The organism is Streptomyces sp. CB00455 (assembly GCF_001905445.1).
Taxonomy (GTDB): domain Bacteria; phylum Actinomycetota; class Actinomycetes; order Streptomycetales; family Streptomycetaceae; genus Streptomyces.
The window spans coordinates 1,056,599-1,069,435 of sequence record NZ_LIVQ01000002.1; the positions used below are offsets into that span (position 1 = coordinate 1,056,599).

General features: G+C 72.2%; 14 protein-coding genes. 7 read left to right on the forward strand and 7 right to left on the reverse strand.

Features of this window, described 5'->3' with window-relative positions:
* Positions 1 to 73 precede the first annotated feature (73 nt).
* From AMK16_RS12315 to hemL, 4 genes are all read right to left on the reverse strand, one after another.
* Entirely contained in the window at positions 74 to 706 is a 633-nt protein-coding gene (locus AMK16_RS12315; RefSeq protein ID WP_073913194.1) for a TlpA family protein disulfide reductase, read from the reverse strand.
* A gap of 76 nt (positions 707 to 782) precedes the next feature.
* A complete protein-coding gene (locus tag AMK16_RS12320) occupies positions 783 to 2,012 on the reverse strand; it encodes a hypothetical protein (RefSeq protein ID WP_073913198.1) in 1,230 nt (409 codons plus the stop codon).
* A 212-nt stretch (positions 2,013 to 2,224) separates the two neighbouring features.
* A complete protein-coding gene (locus tag AMK16_RS12325) occupies positions 2,225 to 2,905 on the reverse strand; it encodes a histidine phosphatase family protein (RefSeq protein WP_073913202.1) in 681 nt (226 codons plus the stop codon).
* Positions 2,902 to 4,224, reverse strand: a complete 1,323-nt coding sequence (hemL, locus tag AMK16_RS12330) for a glutamate-1-semialdehyde 2,1-aminomutase (protein WP_073913205.1) — start codon at positions 4,222 to 4,224, stop codon at positions 2,902 to 2,904. Before hemL ends, AMK16_RS12325 begins: the two co-directional genes overlap by 4 nt.
* A gap of 304 nt (positions 4,225 to 4,528) precedes the next feature.
* On the opposite strand from hemL, the gene AMK16_RS12340 reads away from it, so the two are divergent.
* Positions 4,529 to 4,966 carry a hypothetical protein gene (locus AMK16_RS12340; RefSeq protein ID WP_073913213.1) on the forward strand — a complete coding sequence of 146 codons (438 nt, stop codon included), beginning with the start codon at positions 4,529 to 4,531 and terminating at the stop codon, positions 4,964 to 4,966.
* Positions 4,967 to 5,017: 51 nt separating this feature from the next.
* Here the strand turns inward: AMK16_RS12340 and AMK16_RS12345 are convergent, their stop codons facing one another.
* On the reverse strand, positions 5,018 to 5,197 hold the full coding sequence (locus AMK16_RS12345) for a zinc-binding dehydrogenase (RefSeq protein WP_073913217.1): 180 nt from the start codon (positions 5,195 to 5,197) through the stop codon (positions 5,018 to 5,020).
* A gap of 65 nt (positions 5,198 to 5,262) precedes the next feature.
* Here AMK16_RS12345 and AMK16_RS12350 point away from each other — a divergent pair, with 65 nt between their 5' ends.
* A complete protein-coding gene (locus AMK16_RS12350) occupies positions 5,263 to 6,006 on the forward strand; it encodes a Mut7-C RNAse domain-containing protein (protein ID WP_073913220.1) in 744 nt (247 codons plus the stop codon).
* Positions 6,007 to 6,071: 65 nt separating this feature from the next.
* Entirely contained in the window at positions 6,072 to 7,652 is a 1,581-nt protein-coding gene (locus AMK16_RS12355) for an FAD-dependent oxidoreductase (protein ID WP_079191460.1), read from the forward strand.
* On the opposite strand, the gene AMK16_RS12360 is transcribed toward AMK16_RS12355, so the two are convergent.
* Positions 7,640 to 8,203, reverse strand: a complete 564-nt coding sequence (locus AMK16_RS12360; protein ID WP_073913223.1) for a hypothetical protein — start codon at positions 8,201 to 8,203, stop codon at positions 7,640 to 7,642. The genes AMK16_RS12355 and AMK16_RS12360 overlap by 13 nt on opposite strands.
* Positions 8,204 to 8,321: 118 nt before the next feature.
* Here AMK16_RS12360 and AMK16_RS12365 point away from each other — a divergent pair, with 118 nt between their 5' ends.
* Positions 8,322 to 8,657, forward strand: coding sequence for a YnfA family protein (locus AMK16_RS12365; RefSeq protein WP_073913226.1), 336 nt, complete (start codon positions 8,322 to 8,324; stop codon positions 8,655 to 8,657).
* Between the two features lie 86 nt (positions 8,658 to 8,743).
* Positions 8,744 to 9,514 (forward strand): SDR family NAD(P)-dependent oxidoreductase, encoded by a 771-nt coding sequence (locus AMK16_RS12370; RefSeq protein WP_073913229.1) that lies wholly within the window; start codon positions 8,744 to 8,746, stop codon positions 9,512 to 9,514.
* A 150-nt stretch (positions 9,515 to 9,664) separates the two neighbouring features.
* Here AMK16_RS12370 and AMK16_RS12375 read toward each other — a convergent pair whose 3' ends face one another.
* The gene (locus tag AMK16_RS12375; protein ID WP_073913233.1) at positions 9,665 to 10,858 is read right to left on the reverse strand and encodes an RtcB family protein; all 1,194 of its coding nucleotides are present in this window, start codon (positions 10,856 to 10,858) and stop codon (positions 9,665 to 9,667) included.
* A 193-nt stretch (positions 10,859 to 11,051) separates the two neighbouring features.
* Between AMK16_RS12375 and AMK16_RS12380 the strand changes: the two genes are divergently transcribed.
* Together AMK16_RS12380 and AMK16_RS12385 are read left to right on the forward strand one after the other, a co-directional pair.
* A complete protein-coding gene (locus AMK16_RS12380) occupies positions 11,052 to 11,945 on the forward strand; it encodes a hypothetical protein (RefSeq protein WP_073913726.1) in 894 nt (297 codons plus the stop codon).
* Positions 11,946 to 12,059: 114 nt separating this feature from the next.
* A complete protein-coding gene (locus AMK16_RS12385; protein WP_073913237.1) occupies positions 12,060 to 12,833 on the forward strand; it encodes a DUF3558 domain-containing protein in 774 nt (257 codons plus the stop codon).
* Positions 12,834 to 12,837: the final 4 nt, after the last annotated feature.

The following is a 12,837-nucleotide window of genomic DNA, read 5'->3' on the forward strand; positions in this document are numbered from 1 at the left end:
GTTCAGGACGGTGGTGTTCACACCGGCCGGCTCGGCGGCGAGAAGGAAGTCGGGGACCGCGGTGACCACGAGGTCACTTCTCCGCGAGCAGCGGGTCGATCATCGAGCGCAGCTGTTCGGCGTTGATGGCGACGAGGGTGCGGGCGGCGATCCTGCCCTCCTTGTCGAGGACGATCGTGGAGGGGATGGCCTGGGGGTTGAGCGTGCCCTTGGGGAAGCGCAGCATCAGCTTCCCGTCCGGGTCGTAGAGGCTCGGGTAGGTGATTCCGTAGGTCTCTTCGAAGGCGGTCGCGTTCTGCTTGCTGTTGTCGCGGGTGTTGATCCCGACGAAGGCGACGTCCTTGCCCGCGTCGGCGAGCTCCTTGGAGACCTGCGCGAAGTACTTGGCCTCGCCGCGGCACGGCGGGCACCAGGAGCCCCACACGTTCAGGACCACGACCTTGCCCTTGAGGGTGGTGGTGTCGAGGGCCTTGCCGTCGACGGTCTCGCCGTCGAGCCCGGGGGCCTCGGTGCGCTCGCCCTTGGCGACGGTCGACAGGCCGCTCACCCCCGTGACGTAGTTGCCGCCGGAGCCGGACGCCTTGTCGCCGCCACCCGGTCCGGAGCAGGACGTCAGGGTCATGATGCCCGCGACGGCCACCGCGGTCAGCAGGCTGGCGCGGCCGCTGGGCGAGCGGCGGCGACGGGGGGCGCGGCTAAGGCTCATGTGAAAAGTTTCGCATGTGCGATTTGTGGATCTACCGCACCCCCCGCAGGGGCGCCGACGCGCTGGTCGGCCGTGGTCAGGCGGCCGTGAGGTACGCGCTCCAGCCCCCGGCGGGCGACTGGCCGGGGGCCAGTTCGCGGAGCCTGGCGAGCACCTTGGGGTCCTGGACGTCCAGCCAGTCGGCGAACTGGCGGAAAGAAACGAGACGTACGTCTCTTTTGTCCGCCATGCTCTTGAGCGCCTCCTCGACGGCGTCCATGTAGATGCCGCCGTTCCACTCCTCGAAGTGATTGCCGATGAAGAGGGGCGCACGGTTGGTCTCGTAGGCCCGCCGGAAGCCGCCGAGGTAGGTCGCGGTGGCCTGAGTGCGCCAGCCCGGATAGTTGGCGGGCACGCCCCTGGTGGTGTTCTTCGACTGGTTGGCGAGGATGTTGTAGTCCATGGACAGCACCTCGAAGGAGTGTCCGGGGAAGGGCAGGGACTGCAGCGGCAGGTCCCACACGCCCGACTTCTTCACCGGCCAGACCTGGAGGCCGCCGGGCGAGCTGGAGTCGTAGCGCCAGCCCAGCTTCGCGGCGGTCGGCAGCAGGCCGTCCTGGCCGAGCAGGCACGGGGTGCGGGCGCCGGTCAGCTCCCTGCGGTAGTCGAAGGGCAGGGGTTCGAGGTCGGTGAAGCCGGTGTGGGTGCGCCAGTTGGTGACGAAGGACACGGCCTGGTCGATCTCGCTCCTCCAGTCCTGCGGGGTCCACCGGGCGACCGAGCCGGAGCCGGCGCAGAAGTGCCCGTTGAAGTGGGTCCCTATCTCGTGCCCGTCGAGCCACGCCTCCCGGACGCAGGAGAGGGTGGCGCGGACGTTCTCGTCCTTGAGGTAGCCGATGTCCGAGGCCCCGGCGGGGTTGTTCGGCGGCTGGTAGAGGTCCTTCTTGGACTCGGGCAGGAGGTAGAGGCCGGAGAGGAAGAAGGTCATGGCCGCGCCGTGGTCCCTGGCCAGCTTGAGGAAGCGCGGGAAGAGGCCGTTGCCGATCTCCCCCGCCCCGTCCCAGCTGAAGACGACGAACTGCGGCGGGGTCTCGCCCGGCTGGAGGGGCACGGGCTTGTCCGGCTGGTGGGGCTGCGGCCCGGTGTCGGCGGTGGAACCGTCGCCGATGGGCCGGGCCGCGGGCTTCCGGCCCGGTGGGGGGTTCTTGACCGCTCCGGGGCTGCCCGGACCGGTGCCGCCGCCGGAGCCGGATCCACACCCTGCGATCCCGGCCGCCGCCGCACCGAGCCCGAGCCCGAGCACGCCCCTTCTGCTGAAGTCGCGCATGTCACCGTCCCCGTCGTCACCCGCAACGCTCATGGCATTGCCCATATAAACGGACAATCTGACATTGCATGCGGCACTGGAACGGTGATTCCCGCGCAACTTGTATTTATTTAGGTAAAGCTGTAACGGTCCGTAACAGAGCGTCGACCGGGAACCGATCAGGTGGCCGATCAGGGGCCGATCAGGAACCGGCCCTCGTCACCGGCGGCCCATCAGGCGCCGAACGCCTTCGACTTGCCCTTCACCGGCTTGGCACCCGCCAGCAGGTGGGCCGGCACCAGGTCCCGGGCCGGCTCGCTGTAGCCCACCGACACGAGCTCGTCGCCCTGGTAGGTGAACGACGTCATCGAGGCGAGCGTGCACTGGCGGCGGCGCGGGTCGTGCCACAGCCGGCGCTTCTCCGCGAAACTGCGCACGATCCAGATCGGCAGCTGGTGGCTGACCGCCACGGCCTCGTGGCCGCGGGCGAGGTCGCGCGCCGCCTCCAGCGCGCTCGTCATCCGGACCACCTGCTCGACGTACGGCTCGCCCCAGGAGGGCTTGAACGGGTTCGTCAGGTGCTTCCAGTTGCCCGGCTTGCGCAGCGCGCCGTCACCGACACCGAAGGTCTTGCCCTCGAAGACGTTCCGGGCCTCCAGCAGCCGCCGGTCCGTGGCCAGGTCCAGGCCGTGGCTCTTGGCGATCGGCGCGGCCGTCTCCTGTGCCCGCTCCAGCGGAGAGGACACGACATAGGTGATGTCCCGGTGCTCCAGGTGCTCCGCGACCCGGTCGGCCATCTGCCGGCCCAGCTCGGACAGGTGGTAGCCGTCCCGGCGGCCGTAGAGGACCCCGTCCGGGTTGTGCACCTCGCCGTGGCGCACCAGGTGGACGACGGTGATCTCGCCGGCGCTCATGCGGTGGCCTCCGCGGCGGCCCGGGCGGCGGCCGGCAGCGCGGCCGCGATCCGCTCGATCGCCTTCTCGTCGTGGGCGGTGGACACGAACCAGGACTCGAAGGCCGAAGGCGGCAGGTAGACGCCCTGGGACAGCATCGAGTGGAAGAAGCCGTTGAAGCGGAAGCTCTCCTGCTTCCTGGCGTCGTCGTAGTTGCGCACCTCGTCCTCGGTGAAGAAGACGGAGAACATGTTGGAGGCGGTCTGCAGGCGGTGCGCCACACCCTCCTTGCTCAGCGCGGCGCTCACCAGGCCCTGGATCTGTGCGGACACCGCGTCGACCTTCTCGTACGCGGCATCGTCCAGCAGGCGCAGCTGCGCGAGGCCGGCGGCGGTCGCGACTGGATTGCCGGAGAGCGTGCCCGCCTGGTAGACGGGACCGGCCGGAGCCAGGTGCCCCATGACGTCCGCGCGGCCGCCGAAGGCCGCGGCCGGGAAGCCGCCGCCCATGACCTTGCCGAAGGTCATCAGGTCCGGCCTGACCCCGTCGACGCCGTACCAGCCGGCGCGGCTCGTACGGAAGCCGGTCATCACCTCGTCGGAGATGTACAGGGCGCCGTCCTCGCGGCACAGGTCCGCGAGCCCCTGGTTGAAGCCCTCGGCCGGGGTCACCACGCCCATGTTGCCGGGCGCGGCCTCGGTGATCACGCAGGCGATCTCGCCGGGGTGCGCGGCGAAGGCGGCTCGGACCGCGTCGAGGTCGTTGTAGGGCAGGACGATCGTGTCGCCGGCCTGCGCGCCCGTCACACCGGGGGTGTCGGGCAGTGCGAAGGTCGCCAGCCCGGAACCGGCGGCGGCCAGCAGCGCGTCCACGTGGCCGTGGTAGCAGCCGGCGAACTTCACGACCTTCGCGCGGCCGGTGAAGCCGCGCGCCAGCCGGATCGCCGACATCGTGGCCTCCGTCCCGGAGGAGACGAGCCGCACCTGCTCGACGGGGTCGACGCGGGCGACGATCTCCTCGGCGAGCGCGACCTCGCCCTCGCCGGGAGTGCCGAAGGAGGTGCCGCGGGCGACGGCCGCCTGGACGGCCTCGACCACCTCCGGACGGGAATGGCCGAGGATCATCGGACCCCACGAGCACACGAGGTCGACGTACTCACGTCCGTCGGCGTCCGTCAGATAGGGACCGGTACCGGACACCATGAACCGGGGCGTACCGCCCACGGCACGGAAGGCGCGGACCGGAGAGTTCACGCCGCCGGGGGTCACGAGGGACGCGCGCTCGAAGAGCGTCTGCGAAACTGGGGCTTCATACGGGTACGGGTAGCTCACACCAGCCATGGTCTCAGAGGCCGCGACAGACTTGCGGACGGGCGTTTCACCGCGCTGCCGCGGGGGAGGTCACTGCCATGATGATCAGGCTGCGTGGCGGGGGCCGCGGGGCCGGAGCGGGTAAGACCAGTCGGGTGGAGATATGCAACGCGGTGGTGGACCGGGCGAGGGTGCGGACGGCCTCGACCCCCAGCGCGCCCGCGAAGCCCGCGAGAACCGTCGCCGGGGCAGGCACCGCCGCCGTTCCACCGAGGCGGCCGATGCGGTCCCGTCACCCACGGAGGCACCGGACGGCGTGCCCAGGGGACGCGGCATGGGAGTGACGTACAAGTACTTCGGCGCTCCCGACGGCGCGACGGCGGCCCGGGTGCCGGTGACCATGCGGCCCGAGGAACTCGGCGGCGACGAGCTGGGCATGGGCGGCCTGTTCACCAAGATCAAGCCGGAGACGGTGGCCGCGATGGTCCTGACGGGCATCGAGGGGATACCCCTCCACAAGGTGCCCCCGCTGGAGCTGGTCGTCCTGCACCCCGACTACGCGGTGGTCAAGCTCCCCATGACGGTGGTCGACCCGCTGCGCGGCATCGGTGAGGAATCGGTGGGCGCGGCCGCGTTCATCTGGTCCACGGTCCCCGACCGCGGCGGCCCGCGCGACGCGTATAACGTCTACCAGCTGCTCCACGAGTGGCAGGACTTCTCCCACCGCCTGCACGAGGCGGGACACCAGCCGTACTGCCTGGTCTGGCCCTGACCCATTGGCGGTGGCCCGCCGCCGGGCTCCCGCCGAGGGGTCGTCGCGTCGTCAGGTCGTCAGGATGACGCGGCCCCGCGTGCCGGGGGTGGCCAGGCGGGCGTGGGCCTCCTGGGCGTCCGTGAGGGGGACGGCGTCCGCGACCCGCAGGGCGCCGGTGTCGACGAGCGACACCAGGCGGGCCAGGTGCTCGCCGTCCGCGGCGTCCACGGTCAGCGGCGCGGCCGCCACCGCGGAGGCGCCGAGACCTCCTAATCCGGCAGCGCCCCGCCACCCGGCGGTGGCATGCTGGCAGGGTGAACGGACCCGGCATTCAGCTCACCCTCTCCCCCGAACTGCGCCTGTTCGCCGCGCCGAGCCGGCGCGCCGAACGCGTACCGACCACGACCGACGGCGCCTCCAGCCTCGGCCACGTCGTCGAATCGGCCGGCGTCCCCCTCACCGAAGTCGGCCGCCTCCTCGTCGACGGCCGCGAGGTGCCCGTCTCCTACGTGCCGCAAGAGGGGCAGTCCGTCGAGGTGTTCGGCGTCGACCGCCCCCAGCGGGTCCCCGGCGCGCCCCTGCGCTTCCTCCTCGACGTGCACCTCGGCACCCTCGCCCGCCGCATGCGCCTGCTCGGTGTCGACGCCGCCTACGAGAACGAGGACATCGGCGATCCCGCCCTCGCCACCCGCTCGGCCACCGAGCAGCGCGTACTGCTCTCCCGTGACCGCGGACTGCTGCGCCGACGCGAGCTCTTCGCCGGCGCCTACGTCTACAGCGACAATCCCGACGAGCAACTGCGAGACGTCCTGGGCCGCTTCGCGCCCGCGCTCGCCCCGTGGACCCGCTGCACGGCCTGCAACGGCACGCTCCGGGCGGCGGACAAGGACAGCGTGGGCGACCGCCTGGAGCACGGCACGCACCGCTCCTACGACGTCTTCGCGCAATGCGCCGACTGCGAGCGCGTCTACTGGCGCGGCGCCCACCACGCCCGCCTGGAGCGGATCGTCGAGGAGACCCTCCTCGAATTCGGCACCGCCGACTCCGGCACGGGCTGACCGGCGGCCGGATCCGGCACGTGCCGACCCGCCCCGGAGGCCCCCGGCTGGCAGACTGCCGAGACATGACCGTCGCACAGGACATGATCGACGTCGTCGTGGTCGGCGCCGGGCCCACCGGACTGCTCCTCGCCGGGGACCTCGCCGCGGCCGGACTGTCCGTCACCCTGATCGAACGCCGCCCCCGCACCGCCGCCAACCTCACCCGCGCCTTCGCCGTGCACGCCCGCACCCTGGAGTTGCTCGACGCGCGCGGTCTCGCCGACGAACTCGTCCCCACCGGCCGGCGGATCGACCGCCTGCGCCCCTTCGGAGGCATGCCTCTCTCCCTCCAACACCTGAGCACCCGCTATCCGTTCGTGCTCATCACCCCTCAATATGAGACAGAGAAACTGCTGGAGCGCCGGGCGTTGTCCACAGGTGTGGACATCCGGTACGACCATCAGCTGATCTCACTGAGTCAGGACCGCGACGCCGTCACCCTCGGCGTCCGCACCCCCGACGGCGCCCGCGCCACCCTCCACGCCCGCCACGCCGTCGGCGCCGACGGCGTCCGCTCCACCGTCCGCGCCGCTCTCGGCCTGCCCTTTCCCGGCCGGGCCGTCGTCCGCTCGATGATCCTCGCCGATGTCCGCCTGACCCGGCCCCCCGAAGACCTCCTGGCCGGGGGCGGCACCGGCGACGCCTTCGTCTTCCTCGTCCCCTTCGGCGACGGCTGGTACCGCGCCATCGGCTGGCGCCGCGACGGCAGCGCCGCCGACACCGATCCCGTCGGCCTCGACGAGCTGCGCGAGATCGCCCGCACCGCCCTGGGTAGCGACCACGGCATGCACGACCCCCGCTGGATCTCCCGCTTCCACAGCGACGAACGCCAGGTCCCCCACTACCGCCGCGGCCGCGTCTTCCTCGCCGGCGACGCCGCCCACGTCCACTCCCCCGCCGGCGGCCTCGGCATGAACACCGGCCTCCAGGACGCCGCCAACCTCTCCTGGAAGCTCGCCGCCGTCCTGCACGGCCGGGCCCCCGACCCCGAAGCGCTCCTCGACAGCTATCACCGCGAACGCCACCCCGTCGGCCGCCTCGTCCTGCGCCTCAGCGGCGCGCTCGTCCGCGCCGTCACGGCCGACGGCGCCGCCCGCCGCACCGCCCGCCGAGTCGGCGCCGCCGTCCTCCCCCGCCTGGGGCCCGCCCGGGACCGCGCCCTCGGCATGATCTCCGGCACCGCCGTCTCCTACCCGCCGCCCCGCGGCGGCCGCCGACCCGCCGGCCGGCGCGCCCCCGACCTCGCGCTCGCCCCCGGACCCCACGGAGCACGCCTCTACGAGGCCCTGCGCGCCGGGCAGTTCGTCCTCCTCACCCCGCCCGGCACGGCCACCCCGCCCGGCACCCCGCTCACGCACGTGCACTGGCGCACCGACCACCGCGGCGCCTGTGTCCTGGTACGGCCCGACGGGTACGTGGCCTGGAGCGCCCCCCGCGCGACCGACGCCGAAGTGGCCGCGGCCGTCGCTGCCTGGCTCCTGCCCCGGACCCCGCCCGCGCCCACGCCACCGGACCCGCGCCCGGTCCCGGGCCCGGGCCCGGGCCCGGGCCCGGGCCCGGCGCAGCCCGCCGGGCGCCCGGCCGGCCCCGCTCAGAAGGCGTAGGTGTCGCCCGTGTCCAGCGCCAGCACCGCGTGCTCGTTGTTGGTGAGGTTGCGGTCCGTGGCACCGCCGTTCCACCAGGTGTCGACCCGGACCACCACCTCCGCCGCCCGCTCCCGCAGGCCCAGCTCCAGCCCCAGGTGCCGCCCGCGCCCGTGCAGCGGCAGCGGCCCCGTCTCGCAGACCACCTCGCGCAGCCCGGCACGCGCACACCCCGGCGCCGGCTCCTGCCGGTCCGCGAGATCGGCCGACAGCCTGATGCGCACCGTGGCGTTCGCCAGCGCGTGCGGCCCCTCGTTCAGCGGGACCAGCCAGACCCGCAGCCGCGCACGGGCCAGAGCCACCCGCCCGTGGTACGACACGTCGGCCTCCGGCCCGGCAGCCGCGTCAGAAGCGGCGCCACCCGGCCCCTGGGACACCGCCCGCGCCGGGACCCCGCCCGCACGCCCCACACCCGCCTGCACAACACCCGCCGGCACCGCCCCCGCCGGCAGCGCACCACCTACGACCAGCAGCCCGGCCAGCACCACACTCCGTACGGCAACACGGCGCATCGCCACCACCTCCACGCGCGGACGCTAGGCGGCACCGACCCCACCCGGTCGGACCATCACACGAATGAGGGCGGGCCGTCCCTCCATTCGCCCGCACCGTCTGCGTACGCTTCCAGCCATGCCGATCGCCCGGTCCGCCGTCCTCTTCGTCCTCGCCGCCCTCCTGGAGATCGGCGGCGCCTGGCTCGTCTGGCAGGGGGTCCGCGAGCACAGGGGCTGGGCCTGGATCGGCGCCGGAGTCATCGCGCTGGGCCTCTACGGCTTCGTCGCCACGCTCCAGCCCGAGGGCGACTTCGCCCGCGTCCTCGCCGCCTACGGCGGGGTCTTCGTCGCCGGGTCCCTCATCTGGGGCGCCGTCGCCGACGGCTACCGCCCCGACCGGTGGGACATCGCCGGCGCCGTGGTCTGCCTCGCCGGCATGGCCGTGATCATGTACGCCCCGCGCGGCCGCTGAGGCCTGGCACCCCGGCCTATGCTGGCGGGGAATCGCCCGTACGAATGAACGAGCAATCGAACGAGCAACAGCGAGGAGCCCCGCACATGAGCACGGCCACCCGAACCGCCGTCGTCACCGGAGCGAGCAGCGGCATCGGCGCCGCCACCGCCCGGCAGCTCGCCGCGGCCGGCTACCACGTCGTCCTCACCGCCCGCCGCAAGGACCGCATCGAGGCCCTCGCCGCCGAGATCGCCGAGGCCGGCCACATCGCCACGGCCCACGCCCTCGACGTCACCGACCGCGCCGCCGTCGACGCCTTCGCCGCCTCCCTCGACCGCCACCCGTCCGTCGACGTCCTGGTCAACAACGCCGGCGGCGCCCTCGGAGCCGAGCCCGTCGCCACCGGCGACCCCGCCGACTGGCGCACGATGTACGAGGTCAACGTCATCGGCACGCTCAACGTCACCCAGGCCCTGCTCCCGGCGCTCACCGCCTCCGGCGACGGCACCGTGGTCGTCCTGTCCTCCACCGCGGGCCACGCCACCTACGAGGGCGGCGCGGGCTACGTCGCCGCCAAGAACGGCGCCCGCGTCCTCGCCGAGACCCTCCGCCTGGAGATCGTCGGCCAGCCCGTCCGCGTCATCGAGATCGCCCCGGGCATGGTCAAGACCGAGGAGTTCGCCACCACCCGCTTCCGCGGCGACACCGAGAAGGCGGAGAAGGTCTACGCCGGCGTCGCCGAGCCGCTGTCGGCCGACGACGTGGCCGACACCATCACCTGGGCGGTGACCCGCCCCAGCCACGTCAACATCGACCTGCTCGTCGTCCGCCCCCGCGCGCAGGCCTCCAACACCAAGGTCCACCGCGAGCTCTGAATCCGCTCCCCGGCACGTCGGGTGACCCGGAAATCCCGTCGGTCCCCGTCGCCGTCAGGGACGGGGACGGGGGCCGACGCACGCGCAGGGGCCCGGACCGGTCCGGCCGGTCCGGGCCCCTGCGCTCTCCCCACCACCGCCGCGCGGGCATCAGCCCTTGACGCAGACGACCTGCTTCAGCCTGGCCACGACCTGGACGAGGTCGGTCTGCTGGTCGATGACCTGCTCGATCGACTTGTAGGCGCCGGGGATCTCGTCCACGACGCCCGAGTCCTTGCGGCACTCCACCCCCTTGGTCTGCTCCACGAGGTCCCGCGCCGAGAACTTCCTCTTCGCCGCGGTCCGGCTCATCTTCCGGCCCGCCCCGTGCGACGCCGAGTTGAAGGACTTCTCGTTGCCGAGGCCCTTCACGATGTACGAACCCGTGCCCATGGAACCCGGGATGATCCCGTAGTCACCGCTGCCGGCGCGGATCGCGCCCTTCCGCGTGACCAGCAGGTCCATGCCGTCGTACCGCTCCTGCGCCACGTAGTTGTGGTGGCAGCTGATCTCGTGGTCGAAGGAGACCTTCGCCTTGCGGAACTCCTTGCGCACGACCTCCTTGAAGAGGCTCATCATCGCCGCGCGGTTGTACTTGGCGTACTCCTGGGCCCAGAAGAGGTCGTTGCGGTACGCCTCCATCTCGGGTGTCGCGGCCAGGAAGACCGCCAGGTCCCGGTCGACCAGGTTCTGGTTGTGCGAAAGGCCCCGGGCCACCCCGATGTGGTGGGCGGCCAGCTCGTTGCCGATGTTGCGGGATCCGGAGTGCAGCATGAGCCAGACCACACCGGTCTCGTCGAGACAGAATTCGATGAAGTGGTTGCCGGACCCGAGCGTGCCGATCTGTTTCTGGGCGCGCTCCTGACGGAACTTGACCGCATCGGTGATGTGGTCGAAGCGCTTCCAGAGGTCGTCGTACCCGTCCACCGAGAAGCCGTAGAGGCGCGAGGGGTCCACGGCCTCCTTGTGCAGGCCCGCGCCCACCGGAATCGCCTGCTCGATCCGCGACCGCAGCTTCGACAGGTCGCCCGGCAGGTCGTTCGCCGTCAGGGAGGTCCTGACCGCCGACATGCCGCAGCCGATGTCCACCCCCACCGCCGCCGGGCAGACCGCGTCCTTCATGGCGATCACCGAGCCGACCGTCGCGCCCTTGCCGTAGTGGACGTCCGGCATGACGGCCAGCCCCTTGATCCACGGAAGGGTGGCGACGTTGCGCAGCTGCTGCATCGCGCCGTCCTCGACCGACGCCGGGTCGGTCCACATCCGGATCGGGACCCGTGCCCCGGGCACCTCTACATACGACATAAGACTTCAATCCCCTGAAAACCACAGAAAAGGCTGAATACGCGAAAAGCCTCGCTCTTGATCTCAAATACGACAGGAGACCGGCGCCGGCACCAGCGTGTGCGATAGACATTGTGTCCATCCGCGCCCGAGTCGCGGCAACGCATTTTTCCTGACCGTCGGGGGGACCGCCGGTCGAAGGGAGCCATTGGACGTGCAGCGCAAGGCGGTACGGCGGACCCTGCCGGGCATCGCGATGCTCACCGCGCTCGTGGCCGGCGCCGCCGGCCTGACGGGGTGCACGAGCGGGAGCGGGACCGGCGGCACCAGTGACGCGAAGGGCGGCGGCAACCAGGTCGCGCCCGCCCAGCCCGGGAAGTACCGCATCCTGCCCGCGCCCTGCAAGGCCGGAGTCGACAGCAAGCGGCTGCGGAACATGCTGCCGGCCGCGGATTCGCTGAGCCCCCTCCAGCGCGACCAGCTGTACGCCGGAACCGCGGACGCCTCCTACGACGGCGACCGGCGCGTGGGCTGCCGCTGGACCGCGCAGACGCCGCAGGAGACCAGGCTGCTGTCGGTCGGCTTCGAGCGGGTCGTCTCCTACGACCGGGCCGTCGCCAGCGACGACGACAAGGCGCGCCAGGTGTACGTGCGCCAGCTGACCGACGCCCACCTGCCCTTCCCCGGACCGAACCCGGGCACTAACCCGGGCACGAACCCGGGCGGGGCCACCACCCCGGGCCCGGGCGCACCCGGAGCGCCCGCCGGCCCCGCGCCCACCCCCACGCCGGCCGCCCCGGCGGCCACCGGTACGCCCGCCCCCGGCTCGTCCTCCCCCGGCGCCGGTCCGTCCGCCCCGGTCGAGCTCGGCTCCCGCGTACTGGAAGGGCTCGGGAACGAGGCGTTCATCGAGGACAAGCTCAGCCCGGCGGGGGCCACGGCCGCCCAGTCGCGGACCGTGCGCATTGTGTTCCGCACCTCGAACGTCATCGTCACGCTGGAGTACAGCGTCCAGCCCGCGCTGCCCGGAACGGTCCCGCCGAGCGCCGAAACCCAGGACAAGGCACGGCAGTTGGCGCAGGCTCTGGTCGAGCGCCTCACCGAGTGAACGGGGCGCCCGGCGGTCCGGGGTGACGGCGCGCACAGCATGCCGCCACCCGATCGGGCTACCGTTGCCCCGGTCCCGCGTCCGCAGAACACCCCCGAACGTACAGAAGGAAACATGCACCGATCAGCCTCGCGCCTCACCCGCGTTCTCGCCTGCGCAGCCGTCCCGGTGATCCTCACCGTCGCCGGGTGCTCGTCCGATTCGGGCAAGGCCTCGGGCTCGGACGGCGGCAAGAAGTCCGGTTCCTCCTCGTCCGCCAAGCCGAAGGCGAAGCCCTCCGCGACCTTGGAGAAGGCCGCCTACGCCGCGCTGCCGGAGCCCTGCAAGGCGGTGCAGTCCGGGACGATCGACACCCTCGTCCCGGAGGCGAAGGACAAGAACGGCACGGGGGCCAAGTCGAACGACCTGGCGAGCCGCGCCAGCTGCTCCTGGAACGGTCTGGACGAGGACGGCCTGAAGGGCTCGCAGTACCGCTGGCTGTCGATCTCCCTCTTCCGCTACGACTCGCACGCCTCCCTCGGCAGCGCGAACAAGCGCGCCGAGGAGCAGTACAACAAGCAGGTCGAGGTGGCCAAGACGGCCGAGGGCGCGCAGAACCTGAAGGCGGAGCCGTCGGGCGGGATCGGCGACCAGGGGACCTCGGTCGTCTACAGCGTGAAGAAGGACGTCGACTTCTTCAACACGACCATCGTGGCGCGCACCCAGAACGTGGTCGTCACCCTCGACTACAACGGTGCCGCGTACGAGGGCGCAGGCGCTCCGGACCAGGCGAAGCTGCTCCAGGACGCGATCACCGCGGCAAAGGAGACCGTGGCCTCGGTCGATGCCGCCAACAAGCAGCAGGCGGAGCAGCCGCAGGCGCCGCAGTCCCCGCAGCCCCAGCAGTAGCGGG

Excerpts from the sequence above, each read along its gene's own strand:
- AMK16_RS12315 (WP_073913194.1), bottom strand. The coding sequence starts at position 706 with ATGAGCCTTAGCCGCGCCCCCCGTCGCCGCCGCTCGCCCAGCGGCCGC.
- AMK16_RS12320 (WP_073913198.1), bottom strand. The coding sequence starts at position 2,012 with ATGCGCGACTTCAGCAGAAGGGGCGTGCTCGGGCTCGGGCTCGGTGCG.
- AMK16_RS12325 (WP_073913202.1), bottom strand. The coding sequence starts at position 2,905 with ATGAGCGCCGGCGAGATCACCGTCGTCCACCTGGTGCGCCACGGCGAG.
- hemL (WP_073913205.1), bottom strand. The coding sequence starts at position 4,224 with ATGGCTGGTGTGAGCTACCCGTACCCGTATGAAGCCCCAGTTTCGCAG.
- AMK16_RS12340 (WP_073913213.1), top strand. The coding sequence starts at position 4,529 with ATGGGAGTGACGTACAAGTACTTCGGCGCTCCCGACGGCGCGACGGCG.
- AMK16_RS12355 (WP_079191460.1), top strand. The coding sequence starts at position 6,072 with ATGACCGTCGCACAGGACATGATCGACGTCGTCGTGGTCGGCGCCGGG.
- AMK16_RS12360 (WP_073913223.1), bottom strand. The coding sequence starts at position 8,203 with ATGCGCCGTGTTGCCGTACGGAGTGTGGTGCTGGCCGGGCTGCTGGTC.
- AMK16_RS12365 (WP_073913226.1), top strand. The coding sequence starts at position 8,322 with ATGCCGATCGCCCGGTCCGCCGTCCTCTTCGTCCTCGCCGCCCTCCTG.
- AMK16_RS12370 (WP_073913229.1), top strand. The coding sequence starts at position 8,744 with ATGAGCACGGCCACCCGAACCGCCGTCGTCACCGGAGCGAGCAGCGGC.
- AMK16_RS12375 (WP_073913233.1), bottom strand. The coding sequence starts at position 10,858 with ATGTCGTATGTAGAGGTGCCCGGGGCACGGGTCCCGATCCGGATGTGG.
- AMK16_RS12385 (WP_073913237.1), top strand. The coding sequence starts at position 12,060 with ATGCACCGATCAGCCTCGCGCCTCACCCGCGTTCTCGCCTGCGCAGCC.